Source organism: Streptomyces sp. NPDC038135, assembly GCF_055601245.1.
In genome coordinates, this window is the sequence record NZ_JBVJXS010000001.1 from 81,610 (window position 1) to 107,955 (window position 26,346).

The 26,346-nt window shown below is 66.3% G+C and carries 24 protein-coding genes, 1 tRNA gene and 2 pseudogenes; 3 read left to right on the plus strand and 24 right to left on the minus strand.

Features of this window, described 5'->3' with window-relative positions:
* Positions 1–2: 2 nt before the first annotated feature.
* The 4 genes from ACZ7JA_RS00380 to ACZ7JA_RS00395 form a co-directional block, all read right to left on the minus strand.
* Positions 3–1,295, minus strand: a complete 1,293-nt coding sequence (locus ACZ7JA_RS00380) for a homoserine dehydrogenase (protein ID WP_351662904.1) — start codon at positions 1,293–1,295, stop codon at positions 3–5.
* A 203-nt stretch (positions 1,296–1,498) separates the two neighbouring features.
* A complete protein-coding gene (gene lysA / locus ACZ7JA_RS00385) occupies positions 1,499–2,890 on the minus strand; it encodes a diaminopimelate decarboxylase (RefSeq protein WP_351662901.1) in 1,392 nt (463 codons plus the stop codon).
* A 49-nt stretch (positions 2,891–2,939) separates the two neighbouring features.
* Positions 2,940–3,920 (minus strand): ArgS-related anticodon-binding protein NrtL, encoded by a 981-nt coding sequence (gene nrtL, locus ACZ7JA_RS00390; protein ID WP_470806647.1) that lies wholly within the window; start codon positions 3,918–3,920, stop codon positions 2,940–2,942.
* A 234-nt stretch (positions 3,921–4,154) separates the two neighbouring features.
* Positions 4,155–4,685, minus strand: coding sequence for a response regulator (locus ACZ7JA_RS00395; protein WP_351662896.1), 531 nt, complete (start codon positions 4,683–4,685; stop codon positions 4,155–4,157).
* Between the two features lie 347 nt (positions 4,686–5,032).
* Between ACZ7JA_RS00395 and ACZ7JA_RS00400 the strand changes: the two genes are divergently transcribed.
* A tRNA-Arg gene (locus tag ACZ7JA_RS00400) sits at positions 5,033–5,104 on the plus strand.
* 175 nt (positions 5,105–5,279) lie between these two features.
* On the opposite strand, the gene ACZ7JA_RS00405 is transcribed toward ACZ7JA_RS00400, so the two are convergent.
* The 17 genes and pseudogenes from ACZ7JA_RS00405 to ACZ7JA_RS00485 all read right to left on the minus strand — a co-directional run bounded on the left by ACZ7JA_RS00405 (position 5,280) and on the right by ACZ7JA_RS00485 (position 17,965).
* Positions 5,280–5,654, minus strand: a complete 375-nt coding sequence (locus ACZ7JA_RS00405; protein ID WP_470806648.1) for a DUF6083 domain-containing protein — start codon at positions 5,652–5,654, stop codon at positions 5,280–5,282.
* 194 nt (positions 5,655–5,848) lie between these two features.
* Positions 5,849–6,509 (minus strand): annotated as a pseudogene (locus ACZ7JA_RS00410) (tyrosine-type recombinase/integrase); the annotation flags it as partial.
* A gap of 49 nt (positions 6,510–6,558) precedes the next feature.
* On the minus strand, positions 6,559–7,230 hold the full coding sequence (locus ACZ7JA_RS00415; protein WP_470806650.1) for a response regulator: 672 nt from the start codon (positions 7,228–7,230) through the stop codon (positions 6,559–6,561).
* 228 nt (positions 7,231–7,458) lie between these two features.
* Positions 7,459–7,686 carry a transposase gene (locus tag ACZ7JA_RS00420; protein ID WP_470807118.1) on the minus strand — a complete coding sequence of 76 codons (228 nt, stop codon included), beginning with the start codon at positions 7,684–7,686 and terminating at the stop codon, positions 7,459–7,461.
* A 686-nt stretch (positions 7,687–8,372) separates the two neighbouring features.
* Positions 8,373–9,746 carry a tyrosine-type recombinase/integrase gene (locus ACZ7JA_RS00425; RefSeq protein WP_470806652.1) on the minus strand — a complete coding sequence of 458 codons (1,374 nt, stop codon included), beginning with the start codon at positions 9,744–9,746 and terminating at the stop codon, positions 8,373–8,375.
* The gene (locus ACZ7JA_RS00430) at positions 9,743–9,937 is read right to left on the minus strand and encodes a helix-turn-helix transcriptional regulator (protein ID WP_061927181.1); all 195 of its coding nucleotides are present in this window, start codon (positions 9,935–9,937) and stop codon (positions 9,743–9,745) included. The genes ACZ7JA_RS00425 and ACZ7JA_RS00430 overlap by 4 nt, the downstream gene beginning before the upstream one ends.
* A pseudogene (locus ACZ7JA_RS00435) lies at positions 9,913–11,288 on the minus strand (replication initiator). The gene ACZ7JA_RS00430 and the pseudogene ACZ7JA_RS00435 overlap by 25 nt, the downstream one beginning before the upstream one ends.
* A gap of 99 nt (positions 11,289–11,387) precedes the next feature.
* The gene (locus ACZ7JA_RS00440; protein WP_470806654.1) at positions 11,388–11,693 is read right to left on the minus strand and encodes a SpdD-like protein; all 306 of its coding nucleotides are present in this window, start codon (positions 11,691–11,693) and stop codon (positions 11,388–11,390) included.
* Between the two features lie 20 nt (positions 11,694–11,713).
* The gene (locus ACZ7JA_RS00445) at positions 11,714–11,869 is read right to left on the minus strand and encodes a hypothetical protein (protein ID WP_107119057.1); all 156 of its coding nucleotides are present in this window, start codon (positions 11,867–11,869) and stop codon (positions 11,714–11,716) included.
* A gap of 15 nt (positions 11,870–11,884) precedes the next feature.
* Positions 11,885–12,064, minus strand: a complete 180-nt coding sequence (locus tag ACZ7JA_RS00450; RefSeq protein WP_061927187.1) for a mobile element transfer protein — start codon at positions 12,062–12,064, stop codon at positions 11,885–11,887.
* 13 nt (positions 12,065–12,077) lie between these two features.
* Positions 12,078–12,791, minus strand: a complete 714-nt coding sequence (locus ACZ7JA_RS00455; RefSeq protein WP_470806656.1) for a DUF2637 domain-containing protein — start codon at positions 12,789–12,791, stop codon at positions 12,078–12,080.
* An 87-nt stretch (positions 12,792–12,878) separates the two neighbouring features.
* Positions 12,879–14,246 carry an FtsK/SpoIIIE domain-containing protein gene (locus tag ACZ7JA_RS00460; RefSeq protein WP_470806657.1) on the minus strand — a complete coding sequence of 456 codons (1,368 nt, stop codon included), beginning with the start codon at positions 14,244–14,246 and terminating at the stop codon, positions 12,879–12,881.
* Positions 14,247–14,251: 5 nt separating this feature from the next.
* The gene (locus ACZ7JA_RS00465) at positions 14,252–14,599 is read right to left on the minus strand and encodes an SCO3933 family regulatory protein (RefSeq protein WP_470806659.1); all 348 of its coding nucleotides are present in this window, start codon (positions 14,597–14,599) and stop codon (positions 14,252–14,254) included.
* Between the two features lie 178 nt (positions 14,600–14,777).
* On the minus strand, positions 14,778–15,599 hold the full coding sequence (locus tag ACZ7JA_RS00470) for an integrase (RefSeq protein WP_470806661.1): 822 nt from the start codon (positions 15,597–15,599) through the stop codon (positions 14,778–14,780).
* A complete protein-coding gene (locus tag ACZ7JA_RS00475; RefSeq protein ID WP_470806663.1) occupies positions 15,596–16,447 on the minus strand; it encodes a sigma factor-like helix-turn-helix DNA-binding protein in 852 nt (283 codons plus the stop codon). The genes ACZ7JA_RS00470 and ACZ7JA_RS00475 overlap by 4 nt, the downstream gene beginning before the upstream one ends.
* A gap of 175 nt (positions 16,448–16,622) precedes the next feature.
* Positions 16,623–17,015 carry an ATP-binding protein gene (locus ACZ7JA_RS00480; protein ID WP_061927197.1) on the minus strand — a complete coding sequence of 131 codons (393 nt, stop codon included), beginning with the start codon at positions 17,013–17,015 and terminating at the stop codon, positions 16,623–16,625.
* 98 nt (positions 17,016–17,113) lie between these two features.
* Positions 17,114–17,965, minus strand: coding sequence for a helix-turn-helix domain-containing protein (locus ACZ7JA_RS00485; protein WP_470807120.1), 852 nt, complete (start codon positions 17,963–17,965; stop codon positions 17,114–17,116).
* A gap of 823 nt (positions 17,966–18,788) precedes the next feature.
* Here ACZ7JA_RS00485 and ACZ7JA_RS00490 point away from each other — a divergent pair.
* Positions 18,789–19,799, plus strand: a complete 1,011-nt coding sequence (locus tag ACZ7JA_RS00490) for a DNA-methyltransferase (RefSeq protein ID WP_470806665.1) — start codon at positions 18,789–18,791, stop codon at positions 19,797–19,799.
* On the opposite strand, the gene ACZ7JA_RS00495 is transcribed toward ACZ7JA_RS00490, so the two are convergent.
* From ACZ7JA_RS00495 to ACZ7JA_RS00505, 3 genes are all read right to left on the minus strand, one after another.
* A complete protein-coding gene (locus tag ACZ7JA_RS00495; RefSeq protein WP_470806667.1) occupies positions 19,771–21,126 on the minus strand; it encodes a hypothetical protein in 1,356 nt (451 codons plus the stop codon). The genes ACZ7JA_RS00490 and ACZ7JA_RS00495 overlap by 29 nt on opposite strands.
* Before the next feature lie 23 nt (positions 21,127–21,149).
* Entirely contained in the window at positions 21,150–23,006 is a 1,857-nt protein-coding gene (locus tag ACZ7JA_RS00500) for an AAA family ATPase (RefSeq protein WP_470806668.1), read from the minus strand.
* Between the two features lie 626 nt (positions 23,007–23,632).
* The gene (locus ACZ7JA_RS00505) at positions 23,633–24,565 is read right to left on the minus strand and encodes an exonuclease domain-containing protein (protein ID WP_470806669.1); all 933 of its coding nucleotides are present in this window, start codon (positions 24,563–24,565) and stop codon (positions 23,633–23,635) included.
* 328 nt (positions 24,566–24,893) lie between these two features.
* On the opposite strand from ACZ7JA_RS00505, the gene ACZ7JA_RS00510 reads away from it, so the two are divergent.
* The gene (locus tag ACZ7JA_RS00510) at positions 24,894–26,240 is read left to right on the plus strand and encodes a hypothetical protein (RefSeq protein WP_470806671.1); all 1,347 of its coding nucleotides are present in this window, start codon (positions 24,894–24,896) and stop codon (positions 26,238–26,240) included.
* The last annotated feature ends 106 nt before the right edge of the window (positions 26,241–26,346 follow it).

The window sequence follows — 26,346 nt, forward strand, 5'->3', positions numbered from 1 at the left end:
GGTTACTCTCCTTCAACCCGCATGATGCTGGCGACACCCCGCACGGTGTCGAGCTTGCGCAGCGCCTCGACGGTCCCGGTCAGGGAGGCGTCGGACGCGCGGTGGGTGACGACGACGAGGGAGGCCTCGCCGTCCTTGCCCTGCTGGCGAACCGTATCGATCGACACCCCGTGCTCGGCGAACACGGTCGCGACCTGCGCCAGTACACCCGGCTTGTCCGCGACGTCGAGGCTGATGTGGTACCGCGTGACGACCTCGCCCATGGGCGAGACCGGCAGGGCCGCGTACGCCGACTCACCGGGCCCCGTTGCGCCGTTGAGCCGGTTGCGGCAGACGGCGACCAGGTCGCCGAGCACGGCGGAGGCGGTCGGGGAACCGCCGGCGCCGGGGCCGTAGAACATGAGCTGCCCGGAGGCGTCGGACTCGACGAAGACGGCGTTGTACGCGCCGCGCACGGAGGCGAGCGGGTGGCTCAGCGGGATCATCGCGGGGTGCACCCGCGCGGTCACCGAGGCGCCGTCGGCGGCCCGCTCGCAGATGGCGAGCAGCTTGATCGTGCAGCCCATCTCCGCGGCCGAGCGGAAGTCGGCGGCGGTGACCTCGCTCATGCCCTCGCGGTAGACGTCGTCGAGCCGCACCCGCGTGTGGAAGGCGATGCCGGCCAGGATGGCGGCCTTGGCGGCGGCGTCGAACCCCTCGACGTCGGCGGTCGGGTCGGCCTCCGCGTAACCGAGCGCGGTGGCCTCGTCCAGGGCCTCCTGGTAGCCGGCGCCGGTGGAGTCCATCTTGTCGAGGATGAAGTTGGTCGTGCCGTTGACGATGCCGAGCACCCGGTTGACCTTGTCGCCGGCGAGGGACTCGCGCAGCGGCCGGATCAGCGGGATGGCGCCGGCGACGGCGGCCTCGTAGTACAGGTCCCGGCCGTGCTCCTCGGCGGCCGCGTGCAGCGCGGCCCCGTCCTGGGCGAGCAGCGCCTTGTTGGCGCTGACGACGGACGCGCCGTGCTCGAAGGCGGTGGTGATGAGGCTCCGCGCGGGCTCGATGCCGCCGATGACCTCGACGACGACGTCGATGTCGCCGCGTTTGACGAGGGCGGTGGCGTCGGTGGTGACCAGGTCGGGGTCGATGCCCTCGCGCACCTTGCCGGGCCGGCGCACGGCGACGCCGGCCAGCTCCACCGGGGCCCCGATACGGGCGGCGAGGTCGTCGGCGTGCGTCGTCATGATGCGCGCCACCTCTGAGCCGACCACTCCACAGCCCAGCAGCGCCACCTTCAGCGGACGCGTACGCATCATCCGACCTCGTTTCCTCTTACCGTCTACGGTTGGACCAGTCTCACTCACCGGACGGGAGTTTCTACCCTTCGTCCGGATCGTGAGACATGTATTTCATTTTGCCGGGATGGGAAGACCGAAGATCTTCCGGCCCTTGTCCCGGAGTTCACCGAGGCCCGCGGAACCGGTGTCTCCGGCTCCGCCGGCTCCTCTCTCCGGCCGCGTCAGCCGACGTCGAGACGCAGCAGGTCCTCCTCCGTCTCGCGCCGCACGATCACCCGCGCCTCGCCGTCCCGCACCGCGACGACGGGCGGGCGCAGCACGTGGTTGTAGTTGCTGGCCATGGACCGGCAGTAGGCGCCGGTGGCGGGCACGGCGAGCAGGTCGCCCGGCGCCAGGTCGGCGGGCAGGAACGCGTCCTTGACCACGATGTCCCCGCTCTCGCAGTGCTTGCCGACGACACGGCTGAGCACGGGCTCGGCGTCGCTCGCGCGCGAGACCAGGGCGACGCTGTACTCCGCGTCGTACAGCGCGGTGCGGATGTTGTCGGACATCCCGCCGTCCACGGAGACGTACGTCCGCAGCCCCTCGAGCGGCTTGACGGTGCCGACCTCGTACAGCGTGAACGCCGTCGGCCCGACGATGGCGCGGCCGGGCTCGACCGAGATGCGGGGCGTGCGCAGCCGTGCGGCCTCGCACTCCCGGCCGACGATCTCGGTCAGCGCCTTGGCGATCTCGTGCGGCTCGCGCGGGTCGTCGGCACTGGTGTACGCGATGCCGAGGCCGCCGCCGAGGTCGATCTCGGGCAGCTCGACGCCGTGCTCGTCCCGGATGTCCTTCAGCAGCCCGACCACCCGGTGGGCGGCGACCTCGAAGCCGGACATGTCGAAGATCTGCGAACCGATGTGGCTGTGGATCCCGATGACCTCGAGGCTGTCGAGCTGCAGCGCCCGCCGCACCGCCTCGGCGGCCTGGCCGCCGGCGAGCGGGATGCCGAACTTCTGGTCCTCGTGCGCGGTGGCGATGAACTCGTGGGTGTGCGCCTCGACGCCGACGGTGATCCGGATCTGCACCCGCTGCCGCCTGCCCAGCGACCGCGCGACGTGCGCGACCCGCACGATCTCCTGGAAGGAGTCGATCACGATCCGGCCGACCCCGGCCTCGACCGCCCGCTCGATCTCCGCGACGGACTTGTTGTTGCCGTGGAAGGCGATCCGCTCGGCGGGCATCCCGGCGGACAGCGCGGTGGCCAGTTCCCCGCCGGAGCACACGTCGAGGTTGAGCCCCTCCTCGTTCAGCCAGCGCACGACGGCCCGGGACAGGAACGCCTTCCCGGCGTAGAACACGTCGGCGTCGGCGCCGAACGCGGTGCGCCAGGCGCGCGCCCGGGCGCGGAAGTCGGCCTCGTCGAGGATGTAGGCGGGGGTGCCGAACTCCTCGGCGAGCCGGGTCGCGGGGATCCCGCCGACGGTGAGGACACCGTCCTCGTCCCGGCCGACGGTCTGCGCCCACACCTTGGGGTCGAGGGCGTTGAGGTCGGCGGGCGGGGCGGAGTAGTGCCCCTCGGGAAGGACGTCGGCGTGACGGGGCCCGGCGGGGTGGGCGGAACGGCTCATGACGTGGCTCTCAGACTCTCTGTCTCTCTCCGCGGCGTCCTGGGTCGCCTCAGAGGTGTTCGGGTGCGTCGATGCCGAGCAGGGACAGGCCACCGGCCAGCACCGTCCCGGCGGCTTCGGCGAGGGCGAGCCGGGCACGGTGGGCGGCCGAGGGTTTCTCCTCGCCGCGCGGCAGCACGCCGGGCAGATGGGGCAGCACGGCATCGGCGAGGGTGACGAGATGCCGGGCGAGACGGTCCGGGGCGCGGTGGGTGGCGGCCGCGGTGAGGACGCGGGGGTGGTCGGCGAGGGCGGCGACGACCTCGCGGGCCGCCACGGGCCCGGGCTCGGCCCCGAACCCGAGGCGGGCGGCGCCGCGGGTCAGGGCCCGGGTACGGGCGTGCGCGTACCGCACCCGGAACAGCGGATTGGCCTCCCGCTGCACCAGGTGGTCCGCGGTGATGCGGGGCCGGTCGTGCGACGCGGGATGGAGCAGCGCCCACTGGGCGGCGTCGGCCCCGAGCGGCGCGGGATCCTCCGGCGCGGGCACGGGCCGCAGGTTCACCGGCTCCCCGTGCCCGACCTCGGCCCGCCCGCCCTGCGTCGCGACGATCCGCACGACCGCGTCGGCCACGACCTCGGCCCGCACCTCGTACGGCACGCGCAGCAGCACGACCTGCCCGGCGAGCGCGTCACCGTGCCCGTAGGCGGCGCCCAGCCGCCGGATCTCGGTGACGAGACCGGCGGCCGTTCCACCGCTGTCGGCGAGGGTGACGTTGAGGAATCCCGGCCCGGTGACGACGACGTCGTCGATGCCGTCGGCGTCGAGAAGCCGCTCGCGGAGAACGCCGGCGACGTCCATGGGCGTCCGCCCGGCGGCGCGGGCGAGCTGGAGGGCGACGTTGGTGGCGTAGTCCCCGCACCCGCCGGGCCCCGGCTCGGTCACGACGACCCGCTCGGGCAGCGCACCCGGCTCCACACACAGCTCCCCGTCGGCCACGGCAGCACGCACCGAGTGCAACACGGTGCGGGAGAGCTCGACGGGGGTCACGGGACAAGCGTAGGGGAGGTGGGGGGTGGGTATGCGAGGCGGTTTTACGGTGCGAGACGGAGAAGGGTGCGAGGGGGTTCTACGGTGCGAGACGGAGAAGGGTGCGAGGGGGTTCTACGGTGCGAGACGGAGAAGGGTGCGAGGCGGTTCTACGGTGCGAGGTGGAGGAGGGTGCGAGGGCGTGCGAGAGGGAAGGGCGTGCGAGACGCTCCGCGCCTCCGCCTACGAGCCCCCTCACCCAACAGCCACTCCCGCCCCACCGTTGCCTCCACCCTGGCCCTCGTCGCCCTCCCCGTCTTCCTCCCTCTCCCCCACGCCCTCCGCGCGGCGGCCGCGGCCGGGCTTCCGCTCGATGAGCTGCTTGACGAGCCGGACGAGCTCCGCGGGTTCGAAGGGCTTGGCGAGGAAGGCGTCGACACCGACGTCGAGCCCGCTCTCCACCTCGTACTGGGTACAGGCGCTGATGATGGCGAGCGGAAGATCGTGCGTACGAGGATCGGCACGCAGCCGCGCGGCGGTCCGGAGCCCGTCCAGCCGGGGCATGACGACATCGAGGGTGACGACATCGGGCCTTACCCGATGCACGACATCCAGACACTCGGCACCATCAGCCGCGGTCACGACCTCAAGCCCCTCCAGCTCGAGGTTGACCCTGATCAGCTGCCGGATGACCTTGTTGTCGTCCACAACAAGCACCCGACCCGACGCGCCTGGCACAACTCGAGAGTAGGTCGGCACCGGCCACCGCGTCCGGCTTTTCCCCACTTCCAACCTGCGCGGGGGACGCCATCGGGCTGTCTTCCATCCCGTGCGGGGCAATCACCGCCCGGGCCTTCCACCCCGTGCGGGGGACGCCATTGCCCTGTCTTCCATCTCGCGCGGGGGCACCACGCCCTGTCTTCCACTCCGCGCGAGGGGGGGCCGCCCCGTTTCCACCCCGTGAGGGGACGCCACCGCCTGTCGCGGACCGGCTCCGTTCATCTCAACCCCGACGGAGCCAGGAGCCGGAGAACAGGACCCCGACTCACCCCGGGAAACCCGTTCCTGATCACCCCTGCGGACCTGCTAGTGTTCTACCCGTCGCCGCAAGCGAACAGCTCAGCGCCCGACACGCCCCCGTAGCTCAGGGGATAGAGCAACGGCCTCCGGAGCCGTGTGCGCAGGTTCGAATCCTGCCGGGGGCACCCAGCATGAGGTGCCCAAAGACCCCGTCACCAGCGGAAACGCTGAGGCCGGGGTCTTCGCGTATGTGCAGGCGTGTGCCGCCCGGAGCGGGCGTATGCCGGGGTCTGTGGACTATTCGTGGACAGGATCTTGGGGCGTCTGCCCAGGTCAGCCCCCGCGTTGGCGAGGGGGCTGTCACCCGGCATCCGACCACTGCTCAGGGAGCTCCGGTGCCTCCTGGCGCTCTACTCGTCGCGCGTTCTCACCGCGGAGCGTCGTCAACCACGGCCAGAGATCCGGCAGCGGCTGCGCCGAGCAAGCCAACCGATGCTCGATACGGCATCGCTGATATGGGTCGGGCGGCCCCACCCCATAGATGGCCACTCGCCCATCGGATAACTCAATCCACCGATACTCCGCCGGCACCGTATGGGCCAGCGGAGACGTGTCCGGCTCCAGTAGCACCCAATCATGCTCAAGTGTCGGGACCCGGTCCTGCAGTAGGCCGCAGTACGGACAGCGGAACTGCCCGCTGTGCAGTCGGCGCGGCCCCTCTTCTAAATGCCCCATACAGTGAGCGTCGACAGCCCGGTGCCATATTCGTAGAAGGGAATTGGACGGGACCTCTGAGGTGTCCGCTCACTGATGATGCAGAACGCGACGCGCCAGGTGCATCGAACATCTACCGGCCGCCATGGACGCGGCTGATACACGACAGAGCCCTCCCGCTCATACAAGCGGAGGGCTCCGACTTACCTGCTTGATCACTCGTATTCGCGCAGCAGGCCCTCGACCTTGCGGTTGGCGATTTCCTGCCGCCCGTCGATGCACATGGCGTAGCGGCTCAGCAGGACCTCGACTCTGTTGCCCGCGCGCTCGGCGACCTCGGTCGGGTCCACCCCGGAGTTGAGCCAGGTGGACAGCGCCGAGTGCCGGAGATCGTACGGACGCGCAGCGAGCGGAGAGGCAAGCGCAGCCGGCGGAAGCGCCAGCGACGCACGGGCCTCCTGCCAGACGCGGTAGTACGTGGACGAGCCACTCCCCCGCGCTCATTGGTGAACAACCGCCCGTCATCGGCAGTGCCGACCGTGTCGAGGTCCTGCCGGAGGACGGTGACGAGCTGGGGCGGGATAGGCAAGACCGGGACTTCCTCCGCCGGCCGATTCTTGAGTCCTCGGTCATCGTGGGTCTCGCCAGAGTCGGTCCACTGCTTGCCGACGCTGGGACGCGTCCGGTTCAACAGTGCCGTCCCCAGCCAGCCTGAGGCAGCTTCAGGTCCGCACTCGTGAGGCCCACGGCTTCAACTGGACGCAAGGCGCCGTAGTAGATGCTGGCGAGCAGGCCGACGAGCCGACGGCCACGCGCCCGGCTGTACCCACCGACGTACGAGACCGCAGTCAGCAGGGACCGAGCCTGCTCGGGATTGAGGTCGCGGTGGCGCTGACTGGGTCACTAAGACACCACCAACCTAAGATCACAGCGAGCCCAGGCGGGCCCTCTCCATGAGATCAATGACGTAATGCACTAAATCGACCGGTATCGTGGTTGCTGCGAATATTCTCCGGTCAACACCTCTCTCGGGATCGAAGTACCCCGCATAGATCAACACCGGCGCATCAATGTTGTACTGCTCCAGCACGCGCAGCATGCTGATCCCTGCTTGCGGGTCACCGTCTCGGTCGATGTCGCTTATCACGATGTCGTACGGCCTGCGGCGAAATAGGGGTGTTGCTTCATCGGTCGAGACGACTACGTCGACATGCATTGCAGCGGCACGAAAGAGCTCCACAAGCGAGGCGATACCCTCAGGGCGATCATCAACCCAGAGAATCTTGCCTCCCTGCAGTAGCTCGGCGGCATGCTCCAGCCGACCAAGTGCCGTGCGCCTAGCAATCGGGGTGACGGTCGTCTGGCTGACATCCTGGGCTCGATCCAGCAGCTCAGCAGCGAGTTCGACCTCCACGCCCAGTGCTCGTACGGCAGTCAAGCGGGGAACCATGCGTTGGATGATCGTGCGCCGGAGGGTGAAGTACACCATGGCGGCGAAGGCCACCCAGAGTATGGCGGGCACCGTTCCGATGAGCTTGATCCAAAGAACGTCAGGCATCTGAACATCATCGAGTTGGATTGCCAAGAGCGCAGCCACTTCGCGGAACGTTGTCGCGTGACAGGAGGGCAGGGACCCTGGGCGACCGTGAATCCCGCCAGAGTCCTGGGAAATCTGCCGGATCTGTCCGGTCAGCTCGGTGTCATGGCGGCGCCGTTCACAGGGTTCCTTCTCGGACCCGCGCCAGCGGTAGTAGGTGGAGGAGGGGATGTGCAGTTCCCGGAGTGGGCTTGACCCCCAGGTGCGGGTGCTCGTCGAGGAGCGCGGTCACCTGGGCCGGGTCGGGTCGAGCTGCGCGGCGAAAAAAGCCGAGGCCGTCCGCAGTACCTCATTGGCACGACGCAGTTCCCGCACCTCGCGCCGCAGCTGGGCGAGTTCTTCCTTCTCCTCAGTGGTGAGCAGGCCGCCCCGCTCGCCGGCGTCCGCCTCGGCCTGGCGGATCCAGCCCCGCAGGGCCTCGTGATGCACACCGAGTTCCTCAGCCATGCGACGGATCGCGGCCTCGGCTCGGCACTCCGGTACATCCGCACCGCACGCTCATGCAACTCCAGCGGAGACCTCCTCGGGGCAGGCATCGTCAGGGCTTCTCTCATGAAAGCCATCTGATCCGTTGTCACCTTCCCCTGCATCTCGGGGGAAGCTCAGTAACGCCAAGGCCCCTGGACACCTCCAGGGGCCTAAAGGTTTGCAGTCATCGCTGGTCTGTCGTTCGGCAGACAGGACCCTAGCCGGGGCACTTCTCATGGTTGGGAACGACCTCGAAGACCACGCTGTCTTCGATCACCTCTCCCGCTACTGGAGTGGTGGTGCAAACTCGCCAGTCGTTCTCATTGTCCGTACTCCGCCCCGCCCCAGTGGCGTCCACCGCGGTTATTTCGCCAGTCAGGGCTGCCATCTGGTCCATCGCATCCATAAGATTGCGTCCGATGTACCAGGCATCTCGTCGCCCGGCATGGCTAGGTAGTCATCAGTAGATGCAGGGCACGACTCGCCTTCTTTCACCACCGAGAAGACCACCAGGGTCTCTGGGTCTGCCTCGCCAGGCTGTGGATCTTGCGAGGCAGACGCGCCAATTGCGATCCCAGAGCTACGCTCGTCCCTGCCCCGTCACATCCTCGGTACTCAGGTTGGTGAAGCCCGAGCTGGTCGCAATCTCCGAACCATGCACGGCTCGATGGGAATCACTCGTACTCGCGCAACAGCTCCTCAATCTTGCGGTTGGCGATTTCCTGCCGTCCGTCGATGCACTTGGCGTAACGGCTCAGCAGGACCTCGACGCTGTTGCCCGCGCGCTCGGCGACCTCGGTCGGGTCTACCCCAGAGTTGAGCCAGGTCGACAGGGCCGAGTGCCGGAGGCCGTACGGACGTGCAGCGAGCGGGGAGGCAACCGCGGCCGGCGGAAGGGCTAGCGCACGGGCCTCTTGCCAGACGCGGTAGTACGTGGACGAGCCCACCACTCCCCCGCGCTCGTTGGTGAACAGCCGCCCGTCCTTGGCGGTGCCGAAGGTGTCGAGGTGCTGCCGGAGGATGGCGACGAGCTGGGGCGGGATCGGCACGATGCGGACCTCCTCTGCCGGCCGGTTCTTCAGACCGCGGTCGTCATGGGTCTCGCCGGAGTCCGTCCACTGCTTGCCGACACTGGGACGTGTCCGGTTCAGCAGGACAGTCCCCCAGCCGGTCTCGGCTAGCTTCACGTCCGCCCTCGTGAGGCCGACCGCCTCAGCCGGACGCAGGGCGCCGTAGTACATCAGTGCGAACAGGCCGACGAGCCGACGGCCACGCGCACGGCTGTACCCACCGACGTACGAAACTGCGGTCAGCAGGGAACGAGCCTGCTCGGGATTGGCTACCACCCGGGGATCGACCTCCCCGGCGACCTTCGGCTTCTTCCAGCGGATGCGCGTAATCGGGTTCTCCTTGAACTCACCGAGGTCCACCGCGTAGTGCAGCGCATTGACGAGCGTCCGACGCTTGCGCCGGACGGTCTCTGCGGCCGCCGCCGTCCCGTCGAGCTTCAGCCTGAGCGAGTCCAGGACAGCCCTCCCAATCGCGGCGTCCCCGAGGTCCGAGAGCGGGCGCGACGCCTTAGCCACCCAGTGCAATACGTTCGCGACCTCGGTCGGCAATGCACGCTCGTCCGGGCCGGGAAGGATAAACGCCCAGTTGCGAAGCGCCTTCCTGAGCAGTTCCTCGGACGGTTGCCCCGGACGCTCGTCGAGAAGGGCCATCGTCACGGCAGTCAGCGCTTCATTGATCCCGTTCCGCGTGTTGGGCGCCGCGTGCGGCCACTTCATGGCGAGGTACTTCAGAGCGAAGGCGTACCAGGTCATCGAGGCCGCCTTCTCGACCATCGATTCCGGCAGCCCCGTCACCGTGTCGAACTCTTCGCCGGCATGGGTGGCGCGGAGCAGCTTGGAGCGGTAGTGGTCCGCCAGCCCTTTAGTGCGGAACTGCTCGGAGAAGACCTTTCCGGCGACCATCCACCGGACGTCATAGGACGGATTCTTGGTGTTCCGCTTTCGGACGCCCCACACCTTCACATCGAGAGACTTCACGCCGCTGCCTCCAGCTGCCGAAGCCAAGCGGCGAAGTCAGCACGCCACACCCGGAGTTCGCCGTTGGGCAGCTTGAACGCAGCCGGACCCTGGCCCAGTTCACGCCATCGGTAAAAGGTGCGGCGAGACACCCCACCCAGCTCCGCGAGGATCTGCGGGACGGTCATCAGTTCGTCGCGCCGGTGGTCCATGTCAGCGCTCCTTCCGTGTCGTCGTCTGCCTGGCCTGCTGGGGCGCCAGTGCCGTGAGTGATGAGGTGTTCTGCTGCAGTTAGGCCCGTGCCGGCGAACACCCAGTGGGAGAGGACGAGGACGGTGTCCGGGTCGGGCAGCGGGTGGCCGGCTTCGGCCGCGCGTTCGCGGGCCAAGGCTTCGTTGTGGTCGGCGCGTTCCTGGCGGAGGGTGCCGAGGGTGACGGAGTACGCGCGCGACTTGGTGGAGAAGTGGCCGCGGAAGCCGAGCATGTGCGCCCACTTGCGCAGGCGCAGAGGCTCGAGTTCGGGCAGGGCGCCGAGGTGCCAGCAGGTGAGGATCATCCGCCGGGCGTGGTCGGTGACGCCCGAGCCGATCAGGTCGGTGATCGGGTTGCGGATAGGGCGGTCCAGGGTGCCGGCGGTCTCAGCACCCTTGGTGGCGTACTTGGCGATGTAGGCGGCCACGGCGCGGCTGGACAGTTCCGAGGTGCCAGCAAAATCGGCCGAGCGGATGGGGCGGATGTCGAGCTGTTCGCCGAAGCGGAAGGCGTAGGTCCGGCCGTCGAGGACGGGCCGGGTGCCTCGGCGAGGCCGACGGCGGAGCGGATCGCGTCGGTGAGCAGATCCGTGGTGGCCCAGGCTGGCGGGGCATCGTCGGCGCCGTCCGGGCCGTCGAGGCGGATGACGGCGTGGAAATGGACTGCGCCGCGCCGCTGGTACTCGGCGACCTTGGCGTAGGAGACCTTGAGGCAGTGGCGCAGTTCCGTGCGCTTGATGCCTGCACGGGAGGCGAGGTGCTGGCGCAGGTAGGTGGTGAAGCGGGCCCACAGTGCCCCGGCGTGCGCGTTCCACAGGACGGCTGCGCGGTAGTCGTACGGGTCCGGGTCGAGTGGAGTGCCGAGGGCGGGGTCGTCGTCGGGGTGGAGGCGTCCGCAGCGGCACCGGCCGCCGCCGGGCCGGTTGTGGACGGGGCCGAAGGAGGGGGCGGTGAAGGTGGCGAAGACGCGGGGGTGTTGGGCGACGGCGGGGCCGATGCCCTTGCCGCCGCTCAGTCCGGCGGTGACCAGGTGGAAGGTGTCTTTGCGGTAGACCTCGGCGCAGGAGGCGCATCGGGTGGCGCGGCGGTTGTTGCAGCGGATGAGGAGCTGTCCGGCGGGGAGGTCGCGGCCGGCGATCTCGCGGACGATCTCACCGGTGGTGGCGTGGACGTCGAGCCGGTGGCCCTCCATCCGGACGGGCCGCTCGCAGCCGCCGAGGCGCTGGATCTGGCGTGCGTAGGAGCTGAGGTCGCCGTGCTGCGCGAGTGCTGCCAGCTGGCGAATAGCTGCGGTCGGAGCCGCAGGGCGCATGTGCGGGTTCCTCCTTGCAGGGGCGGACTTGGGTGCGAGCGCCCGACCTGTCAAGGGGGCTAGACAGCGAGGGCAGGCCGAGGGGGCGGAGCGATGAGGTCAGCGGCGGGTGAGGATGGAGCGGATAACGACGGCGCAGAGGGCCACGGACGTGGCGGTGATGGCGACGGCGAGGAGCATGCTGACCAGGACGGCGCCGACGACCAGGACCACGGCGGTGCCGCCGCCGACGAGGGCGAGCGCGGTGCCAGGCGTGAGCTGGTTGGCCGAGCGGAACGGGGCCGGTGCTGCGGTGGCCGGCGGCGGAGCCAGAACGCTCGGCGCGATGGTGGTCGGTTCGACCACGGCGGGCGGGACGATGAGGCCGGTGGGCTGGGGCATGGTCGGGACCTTCGGACGGAACATGAACGGATCTCCTTCGCGGGTCACTTGAGGAAGCTGTTGATGACGGGGGCGAGCAGGCTGTCGGCGAGGAGGTAGCCGCCGAGGAGCAGGACGGCGATGAGCCACCAGGGCGGGCGGATGAGCTTGACGCCGAGGACGCCGACGACGAGCAGGGCGAGCCAGAGCGGAACGTTCATTGCGGTGGTCTCCTGTCAGGCCGGGCAGCGGTGGGTACGGGCGGCGAGTTCGGCGGCGGCGCGGCTGTCGTACTCGGCGGAGAAGTCGCAGCGGGGTGCGGTGCAGGCGGCCAGGTGGCGGTTGCGTCCTCGGTCGACGTAGGAGGCGACGTTGACGGGGCCTATGCGGCGGACGTTGCGGAAGCGCCGGTTCACGGTGGTGCTCCTCTCAGAGGTGCGCGGCGACGGACGGGGTCATGGACGGAGGCAGGCCGAGCCGAGCGCGTACGGCGTCGGGGTCGGCCGGGTGACCCGTGGCCGAGCGGTGTTCCTCGGCCAGGGCCCGGACGCGGTCCACGAGGGCGGGCGGCAGGGAGACGGCGATGGAGGGAGCCGGGGGCGGAGTGGCGACCGGCTCGGTGATGGGTTCCGCAGCCGGTTCGGGACCGGAGTGAGGCGCCGGAAGGGCGTCGCGGTCGGGCCCGTCGACGGCCGCCGGGGCGGGGTGCGGTTCCGCATCCGTGTGCGTCGTCGAGGAGGGGGCCGGGGCCGCCGGCGCTTCCTTGCCGTGCGGAGCGTGGGCCAGCAGCGTTCCGCCGAAGAAGGCGACGGCGGGCCAGCCCGAGACGACCACGCGGAGCGAGGCCGGTACGTGGTCCAGGTCGAGGAGGCCGGCGGTGGCGACGTTGGCGCCTAGGGATGCGGCCAGGGCCACCAGGAACCACAGCCGCGGGCTCCCTGCCGTCTGCCCCGCTTGCTGCTGCTGGCGCATGCGCCGCCAAGCTGCGACCAGCAGCAGGTCGACACTCACCGGGTAGGCCCACGCCTTCCAGCCGCCCTGTCCGGCCGCGGCGGCGAGGTCGTGCAGGTGGGAGAAGGACAGGGCGCCCGCGATGACGGCCTGGACGACCACGGCGTCCATTCGGGCCAGGTGGGCTCGCATCGGCTCGGCTTCCTTCCGGTTTCGGGCATGGGAGGGGTAGGGACGTGGCGCGAGGCGGTCACGCCGACCGTGGCAGAGGGAGCGCGGTTACTCGGTCACCGGGCGAGCGGTGGGCGCGATGGGTGCGGCCGGGGAAGGACCGGCGAGCTCTTTGGCGACGACGGGCCGGAAGGAGTCGAGCCGGGGCAGTTCCGGCACCAGGCCCGAAGTGTCGCGGCAGACGGCCGCCGCGTCGTTGAGGGTGAGGTGGGGCGAGCGGACACGGGACCAGCCGCCGGACGAGTCGCCGACGACCGCGACGCCGGGCCGTTCGGCCGGGATGGAGGTAGCGGCAAGCGCCGCTTCGGGTGCGATGTCGCCGAGCGCCATGTTGGCGGAGGTCTCGTCGTTGACGCGGTGGCACACCCGGCCGGTGAGCTGGGCGCGGAGCATGGTGGCGCCCTTGCCGAGTTCGGCACCGAAGCGCTGCCCGCACACCTCCAGATAGATGCCGGCCGCGCGGCCGAGTTGGGCGAGGCGGATGAGCTTGGTGACCATGGCGTCCCGCCGCTTCTCGTCGTCCTTGCTGGCCGCGAGGAAGAGTTCGGCGACCTCGTCGACGACGACCACGAGCGGCACCGGCCGCACTTTCTCCGGCAGGCCCCACACGTCCGAGGTGAGAACGGTGTCCGCACCGGCCCCGCCCGTCATGCCGATCAGGCGGAACCGCGCTTCCATCTCTTCCACCAGGACGTCCAGGAGGTCGTTCGCGCGGTCCGGTGTATCGGCGAGTGCCGAGAGACGGGGCGCGAACGGGGCCAGTTCGACGCCCCATTTGCAGTCGATGCCGACGAGCGCGACGGGCTGCCGGGCCAGCCCACACAGCAGGTTGCGCAGGTACACGGACTTGCCCGACTGCGTGGCGCCGAGGATGAGTTCGTGCGGCACGGTGCGGAAGTCCCGGACGTGCCAGTGTCCGTCCTCACGCAGCGCCAGCGGCAGGGACAGCGGTCCGGTCTGCAGCCACCGACGAGCGGGCCGAACGTCAGCCAGGACGTCCCAGCCGACGAGCCGCAGCTCCAGCCGCCCTGGCTTGGTGGGGCGCACGTGCACGGCATGCGCGCCCCAGGCATGCCGCAGCCGGTCGGCCGAGGCGGTGAAATCCTCGGGCGCCTGCCCGGCCGCCATGCGCAGCCGCATCACGAGCCCGGAACCAGTCGGCCGGGGCAGCGACCGGCGCGGCGGTACAGGGGCCGCCTGCCGCCCCATCATCCGAGCGGTGGCCCGGCGAACTGCTGAGGCCGGCACCGTCAGGCCGCAGGCATCCATGGTGGCCCGGTACGAGGTGAGCACCCGCAACGTGACGACCGGATACCCGATCAGCCACCAGAACAGGACCGGCAGCCGACGGCGCACCGCGACCAGCACGGCCACCGCCAGCAGTAACAGGATCAGAATCCACAAGGCATCGGTCATGGCACTCAGCCCCGCGCCGCCGCCGGGGTACCGACCATGGCGGCGTCAGCCCGATAGGCGATGCCGTGCCGGGCGCGGCCGCCGAACTCGCTCTCCCACGGCCGTGCCACCAGACCGGACAGGAAGACCGGCGAACCCATGACCAGGCCCTCACCGATGCCCTTTTCGGGAACGGTGACCTTGATCATGTCGGAGCCGCCCTCAGCGATGAACACCAACTCCAGGACCATGAGCCGGTCGTTGGTCACCGGGTCCACGGCCACCTCACCGGTCTGCCGGTCCTTCACCTTGACCTCGGGCAGCTTCGTGACGAGCAGAGTGGCGGCCGAAGTGTCGACGGGGATGACGCGCATGGAGTGAACCTCACTTGGGTCGGGCGCCCTTACGGACGCCGAGCCGGACTGGATACCCCCCTAGACAGCGTAGGGTGTCCGCCCCCGGAACTGTCTAGGGGGGTTGACGACTACCGTAACGACACCCCGTCAACTGTCTAGGGGGGTATACGAACGTGTCTTGAGACCGCCGGGCGCGCTAGGACATGACCCAGTGCAGCGCGGTCGCGTCATCGCGGGCCTTCCCTCGCGGCCAGCGCCGACCGTTGGGATCGTCGGCCTCGGCTGCGCGAACGCGGCGGATCAACCCATCCGGCCCTGATGAGTTGAGGATGCCCAACGCCTCTTTCCAGTCGGCAAGTTCGAAGCTGTCGACGAGTCGTGTCGCGCCATCGCTCAGCAGCGTTACGGAGGCCAGTGAATCGAGCGGCACCGTCCCCGTCAGGGCATGCTCGGCCGCTCGCGGGTCGGGGCCGGCGATCCAGAAACCGCCTGGCCGGTTACGCAGGCTGGTAAGTGCGTCCCGGTATTCCGCGAGGGCAGCGGAGTGTTCGGGTGAGCCGGTGGGCAGTGCGTCGACCGCTCCGCGCAACCGCTTGCCCACGTCGTCCAAGCGCTGGTCGGTGATGGCGGCCGTACTCCCGTCCGTCTCGGTGAGGAGGAGGGTCGAGTCACCGAGGACGAGGTACTCCAGAGCTCCCGCCTCGGCCCGGACAGCGACGACCGTACTGGTCGGACTGGCCCGATAAGCCAGGTCGCATGTGTCCTCGTGCAGGGAGCGGACCGCTCGGATCGAGTCGGCGAGACAGTCGGCGAGCGGCCGGGCGGGGTGCGCCGCGATGTCAGCCAGCAGCAGCCCGCCCAGCGTGGAGGAGAACCAGGCGATGCCGTGCACGCATCCGGTCTCCGCCCCGGCCACGCCGGCACCGTCGAGGAGAACGGCCGCGCCGAAAGAGGCGGCGGCGAAGTCCTCGTTTTCCCGTCCCGAGTCGGCCGACTGCGAGCCGAGGACGACGTTCACGCCGTCGCCTCCTCGTCGTGCAGGTAGAGGGGGCAGAGCAGTTCCACGGATCGTGGCTCGTCGGTCTCGGGGTCGTACTCGACGCTCACCAGCGTGGAGAAGTGGCGCTCGCCCACCTGTCCCCAGAGCGTGTTGAGGTCCGAGGTGAGCAGGTGGACCACGCCGAGGGAGCCTGCCGTATGGATTCCGGCAATGGCGAGCACCGAGCCGTTGCCGTCCGGTCGGGGCAGCCTGCCGAGGTATCCGACGTCGTGCGGGCGGTGCGGCTCGATGTCCGCTCCCGCGTGGTACTTGGCGCCGGTGCGCCGGTCCACCAGAGCCCACGGTTCGCCCTCCGTACGCTCCCAGCCGAGTACCGGGTCCTGGGCGTACAGGTCACTCATGGCCTGGGACATGGCCGGCCCGCAGACGATGATCAGGCCGTCACGGTTCAGGTCGATCTCACCGCTCACCAGCACGTGACCGGAACTGACAGCAAGCCCATAGGACTTGGCCAGCTCCTCCAGTCGCTTGCCGGAGTTCATGTCGGCCATGGCGACGACCGGACGTTTCTTCTCGCCGTCCCACCGGAGCGGAGTCACGACAGTGACGGCGCCCACCCCCAGGAAGGCCCCCTCCGGTGCCGGGCCGGTGTGCCGGATCTGGTGGATCCGCCCACGGCTTAGGCCTGCCTTCTCGGCGATCTGCGCATAGGACAGCCCTTGTGCGTGGAGGTCCTGGACCACACGGCGGCGGAGCCGGGCAAGCTCGGTCACCTCCTGCTGTGCGTCGGCCAGCCTCTTCGTGACCTCGCGCAGGAGCAGGTACGGATCATCGATCGCGGTGATCCGTTGCAGCTCGTCCGACATGACCGCACCTCCTAGAAGTAACCAGGAGTCTAGGGCCCTAGACGGAATGGGCGGGAGGTGCCGTCCTGTACTAACGCCGATCACGAAGAACCGGGACCGTCGCCGAGGCACACCCCGAGGACTCACCCACCACCGCCCACAGGGTGACCGCCGACCGTTGACGAACAGAGCGCTCTCACGCACCCTCCCGCGCCAGCTCGGCCCAGACGGAACGCCCGTCGGGCCAGTTCTTCACGCCCCAGTCCTTGGCGCAGGAGGCGATCAGCAGCAGCCCGCGGCCGCCCTCTTCCTGACTGGTCACGTCACACAGGTGCGGCACGCGTTCACCGCCCTGGTCGACCACCTCGATGCGGACGAGATCGTCGCCGCCGAAGCAGACGACTACGAGGAACCAGCCGCCGGCCGAACCACTCAGCGAGTGCCGTACGGCATTGGTCGCCAACTCGCTCACGACCAGGACGGCATCCTCGACGGGGCCGCGCCCGTCGAGCAGGGCAGCGACGAAGTGACGGGCATGTGCCACCTCTTCAGCCACACCAGGAAACGCACGGCACCACTTGGACCGCATAGGAGACTCCTCCACCATCGTCTAGGGGACTAAACAGCGCAGCGGCAGAGTATTCCCACGAACGGCTCGCATGCCAGGCATCTAGAGGAATTATTCCTCTAAGGGGTGAGGGTGTCTCCCAAGTCGCGGAACTCCTTCATCACCTGCAACAGCAGCTCCCGCACCTCGCCGCCGAAGACCGCAGCCCCCTCGAAGCGGCCGAACGTCTCGTCGTACGAGGCCACCTCGGCGGAGTCGGCGGATACCCGCTCAGCGCCGAACGTCTCGACCACGACCGCTCGCCGGTCGCACAACATGAACCCATGGCGAGGCAGGACCGGCACCGGCCGACGCCAAGGGATGACCCCGAGCCGCACGGTGCTAAGACTCTCGATGGCCAGCAAACGGTCCAGCTGAGCGAGCATGAGCGCCGGGGTCCCCGGCCACGTCCGCAACACAGCTTCGGTCAGTACGAACACCGACTCCCGCCCCGGTTCGTACAACACGCTCTGACGTTCCACACGGGCAGCAACAGCCCGGCCGACCGACTCAGGCGTCGCGTTCGGCGCACTCTCGAAGACGTGCCGGGCGTACTCCGCACTCTGGAGCATGGCGGGGAGAACGACGCACTGGAACGAGCGCACGAGCCCAGCGGAGCGGATCTCATCATCAATGGCGGCACCAGCCGGGATCGCGCTGTCTTCCACTTGATCGGAGTCCGTAGCCGCCTCCACCGCGGCCAAGAGGTCACGCACCTCACGGACGGTCGACCCATCGAGGTCGAGGGCGCGCGAGAGCCGATCCAGCACATCAAGGCTCGGAACCATGCGCCCGGTCTCGACCTTGGACACCGTCGGCTGCCCCACATGGGCCCGCTGCGCCAGCACAGCACCCGTCAGGCCGGCCGCTCTACGAAGCGCACGAAGACGCGTCCCAAGCACCCTCATCCGCTCTCGCCGTTCACTCCCCATGCCCAGGGTTCTACACCACGAGCCAGCATCCATCAGGCACAAGAGCAGCATCAACGATCATCAGCACGGGACGTGATTCAAAGTCTCCCTACAGGTTCAAGCACCCGTCGTCGCTTCGCTCCTCCGGGCGGGAGCGGGCGGCCGACGGCGCCCGCGCTCATGTCTCCGCCCCGCTCGGCACCGCCGGCCGCCCGCTCCCGCCCAAGAGGCAGGCACACAGTGCATGAGGTCAGAACACGTCGCGGCTGGGGCGGTCGGCTCCGCGACTTTAGCCAGCCACTTTGGCGCGAGCCTCGAAGATCATGGCCCCAACGTCGTGCTTTACCGGGCAGGTCCACAGACTGCCCGACGCGCCGGAAGCTTACGGGGCCATGATCACTCGCGCCAAAGCAGCTCCCGGCCAAAGTCGCTACGCCGACCTCGCGTGGCCAAGTCGCTTGCCTCTCCGTCAGATCCGCCAGGTAGGCAAAGCGTGACCACTCGACTACAGGACTCGACGAGCCAAAGCCTAGGCCCTATACTCAAGGCTCGCACTTGGGCCTGCTGAATTGCAGGACCATGAAACACACACCGAAGCCTGAGTTGAAGCAGTAAGAAGAAAGGCGGTCTCGGAGCGATGGCAACCATGCCTCCCCAGCGGGGTCGGAGTCGAGACCGCGAGAACGAAGTCCATGCTGACGACGCTGCAGCAAACCAGGGTAATGCTGATCGCGTCTCAGCGGTTCCCCCGAGGCCTGTAGCGCCTAACGAGTACGCAACGGAATTCGAGGACTCCGAGCAACCCACCGTAGAAGTGAAGGTGGGGGATGCGAGAAGCATTTCGATGGCCGACGACTCGGTAGATCTCGTCGTTACGTCACCCCCATACTACAAAAAGCGCGACTACGGGGTCGCTGGCCAGATCGGTCAAGAGGCCACTCCCAAAGCATACGTCGATGCAATGATGGACTGCCTGAAAGAGTGGAGGCGCGTCCTCCGGCCGACGGGCTCTGTCTTCCTCAACGTAGGTGACACGTATGTGAAGCGTTCACTCGCAGGGATTCCGAGCCGTATCGAGGCCGCTGCCATTGACGATGGCTGGCTCGTGCGCAATCGAATCATCTGGGCAAAGGATGGAGGGATGCCCGAGCCAGCAAAAAACAAACTCGCGGGCCGCCATGAGTACATCATTCATCTGGCCCCTCAGTCCAACTACTACTACGACCTGTTTGGGTACTCGAAAGACGTTGGCAATGGCGCTAACCCCGGGGACGTCTGGCGGATCAACCCTGAACGGAATATGGGAAGGCACCTCGCTCCCTTTCCCACTGAAATCGTGAGGCGAGCAGTACTACTCGCCTGCCCTTTGGCGGTCTGCGGGAAGTGCGGAACGCCGCGGGGAAGGATCGTCGAGCGAACGGCGAAGCTCGATCCGAGTCGGCCGCAAGCACGACGTGCCATGGAAATTGCCAAGGAGGCAGGGCTGACCCCTGACCACATTGCAGCCGTCCAAGCCACCGGAGTATCCGACGCAGGTAAGGCTCTGCAGGTTCAAAACGGTACAGGCAGGAATGCCGCGGCCGTTCAGCTACTTGCAGCCGAGGCCAAGAAGGTCCTCGGAGGCTACTTCAGGGAGTTTACCTTTGCCCAGAAGGAAACCGTTGGATGGTCAAGCTGCGATTGCGGAAAAGAGGCGCCTCTGGAACGAGGTGTGGTGCTGGACCCGTTCATGGGAACAGGAACAACTCTGCGGACCGCCTTTGCGATGGGCCGTAATGCCGTCGGTGTGGACCTCAATCCCATTACGGACGAGAAGTTCGCCGAGCTCACTGGTCAACTGACGTTTGATCATTAACAGGACATCCAAGGATCATCCCTGCCAATAGTTCAAGGCCGGCAGTGTTCTCGCCTGGGCTCGCTGGGTCGACGCCGACTGCCACGACACGACCGCCCTGGTCAGAGCCAAAGTCGTAGATAGGCTTGGGGGATTTATGGGGCGTGTAAAAGAGAATGGCTCCCACTCCCGAGTTACCTAGCCCCGCATTGGAGAAGTAGCCAAGCATCTTATAGATCTCCTCAGTTGGGATACCGTTGCGTTTCCTCAACTTCGGGTCTATATACACGACCGACTTGACCTCCTCCCCGGCGCCTTTGGTCTTCAAGATAGCGGTCAAGTCCGGTCGACCGCCTAGCGCCTTACCATTACGCTGCCACGCCGCAACTTCACCGACAGCAGTGTTAATCAAGTCATACTGGAAGTGAATAGAAACATCCACGGAGTTGTGTGACCACTGATACGTAGGAAGTCGACCAGTGTGACGCATATTTGGCACTTGACGTGACTGGCCCACGTGTTTGGATACTTCATCCGCGATGCTCATAAGACACCAAAGCTCGAACAGCGTCGTGTCAAATGTCTCGTCATAGAAAAGCCACCGCTCGTCACCCTGTTGCAGAGTAGGTTTTCCCGACAGGGTACGCCGAACCCAGTCGGCAAGTTTCTGATAGGGTTCGCGGTTGCCTACGTGCCCGGCTGCCAAGCGCCTTTCGACGTCATCAAGGAGTGCGGATGCCCACTCCTCACTTCCACGATGAGCAACCTCAAACTTGTTCTCCATGATGTCGGGCATTCTCAGCATCGAATTGAGGCGTTCCAGCAATCCGTGAGCCGCCTTCCCTTCCCTGCTGTTCAGCGGGGCCCGCGATGCTATAAATGCCTGCTCAACCTCGGATGTGATCCACAGAAGTGAATAGCAAGCGAGCAAGTTCTCTGGTGTCCTTGATGTCCTTTGAACTCGGATGATTGGGTAAGTAGTCGGTACCCGCACCTCCCACCTGCGCATCACCCATCGTGCGACGTCGAGCTTGCCTGCAAGCACTCCAACGGATTCGTGACGCACGACGCCGTATCGAAAATTTGGGCGATCCATGACGGATTCGAGAGTGCCCATCAGTCTCTCGCCTGCCGCGAGTGCAACACGTAGACGCAATCCAGCGACAGCCTGCGCCAGATCCGCTGGTACGTCGGCTCCGTTCGATACCGAACGTGAAACTGACGACTCTGCTTCCTTCAACTTCTCGCGCAATCCACGAGAGAAATGCGTACCAAGCAGCGGCAGGGTTGCGTACGTTGCTGCGCGCCGGCCACCACTTTCGAAATATCCACCGGACGCAGCGCTCACAGCAGTCTCCAATTCGCTCGCGCCTATCGAACTGACTGTGTGTTACAAAGGTGTCGGACGGCACGGCAGGTCTCAACTAGCGGCGCATGCTCTGCCTCGAAATATTCCTGTATCTCGGCAATGTGAGATGAACGGAGAGTTCCCATTTGCGGAACGATCCGATCGGCAAAACATGCGTCGAAAGCGCGAATCAAGGCTTCGTCCGTAATATCGGGGCCGGAGGCGAGGGTCAGCAGCACGGCCTTCCACAGATCAACGGACTGAGCACTGCCAATCGGCCATGAATAGATAGCCCCTGTGGCCTCAGCATGGCGTCCGTGACGCAGCCATCCAAAGATGTCGGTCATTCGCTCCTGGATGGGGGTCAGAGCAGCGCTTACCGCGTCCCCCTGCTGCATCAAGTCGAGATCTGGATACTGAGTAACAAGCCAATCTTGCGCCTGCCGTCGACACAACTCCATCTCGCTGATGGTCTGGTCTTGACTTGGCACACCCACGTAAACGAACTGAAAACGCCTCGTAAGCCCTTGAGAGATTGAATTCACGAAGGATGTGTCTACGTCGTTCATGGTCCCAATAATTCGGAACCTGCCCGGGACCCACAGCAGTCGGCGCTCAGGCTTGTGCTCAAACCAGAGGTCGATGGGCGTCGTACGCAAGTGAGAGACATCCGTGGTCGAGAGGACGGTGTAGAGTCCTCCTATTGCCCTGTCAATGTCAGCACGATTCAACTCGTCAATAATCAGCCATCGCGCTTCGGTATTCACTCCGCTGCTTGCATCAGCCTTGCTGTACTGGGTTTCTGCCTCGCGCATGGCTTCCGCACAGGAAAGTGCTGTCCTGGGTACGGCTCCCAGAATAGGTTCCAGCGATCCGTCCGCTGCAGGACGCAATCCACCGATAACGTCATATGTGGTCCAGTCGGCGGTCGCGGTAGTGATTACAACGTCTGCGGAAAAAGCCTCGGCCAAGAGTCGCGCCAACGTCGTCTTGCCAGTTCCGGGAGGACCTTGAAGTATTAGGTTGCCGGAGAGCAGGGCAACGACACACCTCTCAATCAGGGTGTCTTCATCCGGAAGTACGAGATCCCTTTTATCCGCCAGAGTCTTTACGGTTTCAACCATGCCCCTGACATCAATTGACCTAAATGACTTATTAGCGTAGCCCTGCGTCCAGGAATATCCCTCGTCCGCAACTACTGTTGGCTCGCTTGGGTTTACAGGGCTTCGGTCTGTCGGCAGCGAGGGAGGAGGGAGGCGCAAACCGATCGGCTCAACTTCCTCGTCAGCCACCAAGGGAACTTTCTCGTCGGCGATGTCACCAAACAGAGCTCCCAACTCTTCATCACTGAAATGAAACCACTCGGCGAAGTCGTCGATCAATGCGGAAAGGTCGACTTCTGCTGCGGTCGGTAGGTCGACCCTATTCCGAGAGAACCAGATGACCACTTCCGACAGAGGAAATTTTCTTGCTTTAATGTGCTTTGGTAGCGCTTCTATATATTCCAGTTCATCGCCTTTGAGTGAAACGCGAACCGCTGCCCCCACTTTCTCCGAGTTCAGCAATGCCTTTAGGCTGCGGTTAGGGCGCTCAAACTGCGTTTTTACACTGCCGACAGGCCATCCTCCGTTGCCTGCGTCCTTTCTCCAATCTCCACTGAAGGGTTCGTACCAAGACCAGGGCTCATGACCGGGCGCACCGTATAGGTAATCGCAAGCTCCTATCACGTCCTGGTTAGTTACCACCAGACTCGCTCCCGGCTGCAGTCCGAGATACTTCAGCACCATGAGCTTGGCAACGTCAGCGTCAGCCCTAGAGCTGCCAGCATCAGTGATGGCAGTCGCAGCCTGCGCGACTCGGTCCGGGGAGATGGCTGTCACGGCTGTTTTGGCTCCTTCACGGAGATCAGACGCTATGTCGAGCGCTGCAGCGAGTGCGCGCACAGTGCACGGTTATCGAAGCACAACTTGCTGATGCGACGTCATCGAACCTAAGTTCCAGGTGGCTTGGAAAACCCCAGGGGGCACCACGGGCCTGGCTGGGTGATCAGCGTGCTCGACACCGAAGGTCCACGATGACGACACTGGCACCTGCCTACAGGTTGGCTTGCTTTGGAGTCTCCCCCCTGCCAGCGAGATACGTCGGCCTCGCAGCCTAGGCCGCCTTGTACGTTCGGTGAGATTACCGGGGGCAGTTGCGTTGATCAACGGGTCGTCCTACGGCGGTGTCAGGCCTGCTGGAGGTCCACCAGGGCCGCCTGTAGACCGTCCTTAGAAGGAGCCCAGACAGGTTCATTCCATCGTCAGAGGCTACGATCCGACAGATCGAGGGAAGTACCTACGAGGTTGGCAGGTACGACGGCACGGCTCTTGCTGTAGTGAGCTGCGGCCCAAGCACGACAACGAGCAGAGAGTTGCCTGTCACCGCGTAGGACTTCCGAACAGGCAACAGACTGCAGGCCGGCATCTGGCTGCACGAGTCGCGGACGCCCTGGCGCGCCTCAAGCTCAGCTGTTCAGACGCTCGAAGAAGTCCGCCTCACCGATGATCTCGATGTCTTTTCCAGTCTCCAACAGTTTCTCAGCAGTCTTTTGCTTGCTGCTCTTTTCCGAACCAATAGCGAACCGCCGCGGGTCGGGCGTGGCCACCACAAGGACGTCCGTCGTACCACTGACATTCTTCACTGGGGTGGCGCCGGCGTCGGCGAGGGCCGCCTGAGCCTCAGACCGCTTCATCCTGCTCAGGGTTCCTGTGATACAGACGGTCTTGCCGTAGAAGGCACCATCAGGGTCAGCATCCAGGTTCGCCCCAGGCAGCGGAGCTGAGGGCTTCCCCTTGTAATTGCTCTTGCTTTGGGAACCAGACCATGCGTTGGGCGCTACGGTGCCGTGAACTATGTCCAGTTCTTTGAGGAGTTGATCAAGACTCGCGGCTTTGTGGTGCCGTATGGCTGCGAGCATGATGTGCGCGGCGGCGTCTGCATCGGCGCCAGCCTGGTGATGCTCCTCTAGCGGCACCTCAACGTGTCGGGCGACCTCGGGAAGCGCGTATGAGATCAGCCGCCAGGTCCTCCGGGAAACAACGAGGGAGCAGGCGTAGCGCAACGTCGGCCAGGAGTACCCCTCCGCAGTACAGGCGTCACGAAGCACACCCAAGTCAAAGGCCGCATTGTGAGCGACAAGGGTCCTGTCGGCAGTGAACTCCAGGATCCGCTGGAGGGCTTTCGCCCAGCTAGGAGCGGTCTCTACGTCGGAAGCCCCGATGCCATGGATGCGTGTGTTGTACGGATCGAAGTGCCTATACGGTGCGGGAGGTTGGATGAGGGTATACATCCGCTCGGTGATGCGGCCATCCTCGACGGCTGTAAGGCCCACTGCGCACGGGCTTCCGCGATACCCATTGGCAGTTTCGAAGTCGATGGCAACCCAGGCGTCGCTCACGGCATGCCCTCCCCTGACATGTGTAGATCCCGTGAGGGTACCGCGCAGACGGTTGCTTTGAGCAACGGGGCCGTAAAGACGTGCGCCGCACCTTCCCGGGTGTCCACCGGAGGAGCGCTACCCAGCGGACCATCCGTGGACAGGTCCCACCCGACTCGTCACGATTAAGCTCCTGACCAACGCGTTGACTGTGCGACGCCGGGGGGCCGTCCGGCGCTGGCGCTGAGGCACAATGGCCGGTTCCGCGTGGACAGCCAAGGGGCCTCCGGAGAGGGTGCCCGTCCGGGAGGCACGGCGATGTCGTAGGCGTGCGCAAGGATGGCTCGGTATGAACCTCAATGAGGGCCAGCGCCCGGCCGTAGCCAGCGACAACTTCATGTCCGAGCCCTGGCATGCCTCCGACCTGCTACGTGAGCTGCACGCCTTGCGCGCGATCTCGAATGCCCAGCGGCGCGGGTACAAGTTGGAAGCCCTACTGGAGCGAGCGTTTCGGCAGGCGCATTTCGAGGCAGAGCACAACCCGAGGATGGCCGGCCCTCGACAGACGGATTTCGCCGTCGTTTCCCGCAGCCATCGCTATCTCGTCGAGGTGAAGTGGGAGAACGACGCGGCTGGCACTGACGTCGTTGACGCGGTCCGAAGCAGGCTGCGACGCGGTGACGGCACCGTGATCGGTGTCCTGTTCACCATGCTGGGCATCAATGATGCGGCGATCCGTGAGATCGTTGGGCATCGTGAGTACGGTCTGGTCCTGGTCTTCGACGAGGCTGATGTCCTCACCTCTCTGGAGGATCCGCACGAGATTGATCGGCTCCTCCGCGTCAAGCATGACGAGCTGGTCGTCCACGGGCGGGTGCACCTCGGCGCACAGCATCGCGAGGTCCAACGGTTCCTGGGGGGCCAAACCCGAAAGTCTCGGCGACTCCCGGAATCGCATTACAGGCTGCTGAACACGGACGGGGACGAAGTGCCATGGTTTTCCGGGGTGGGCGGCTTCGGCTCCACGGTCTTCTGCCTCGAACTGCCTGATGTGGACTGGGTACCGTCAGCGGGTAGCGGTGTGTGCTTGGACATACCCGTTGCTGCTTGGGATCAGCGCGAATTGCTGTGCCTCCTCGATGAACTGGACGCACTCGGGTGGATCAGCAACCGAGGCCAATGGAGCATTCAACAGCACGGACGCAACTGGCACGGCAGCGGCGCTCGTTCGTTCGTTGAGTCTTTGAAGGGGTGGAAGGCGCGGACTGCTGAACTCGAAGACCCTCACCACAGCGAAGAGTTCGCCTATTTTGAAGCCTGCGACGGCGGCTTCTACACCCTGTCCGGCAACATCTCCGCGGGTCACGGCCGTCGAGTAGCGCGATGCAAACTAGCCAGGACCTCCGACGTCCATGCCCTTCACGTGATCGCGGAGTGGTGGCCGGCCGAGGATCGGTCAGCACGAAGGGGGCGACCACTGGGAGCCGAATCTGACCTTCTCGTGGCTGTGGTGGAGGGACATACGAACAAACTCTTCGTTGGACCAACGATGCCCAATGCCTCGGCACGTGAAGCCGAGAGCTTCGATGACGACCTGGACACCGTTGATCACCAGCATCACGATGCCGGAACTGTTGCACGGAAGAACGGGCCAGGCGGCATCTCTGCCGACTGCTCGCCGAACGCGGAGGGCTAGGTGCCTGGCCGTGGAGCACTGCAAGGGGGCGGCCCCGGGTTTGAGGCACCCCGGGCCGTCGCTAGGGGCGACGCTGAAGGAGCAACCGGCCCCTGCCTGATCGATG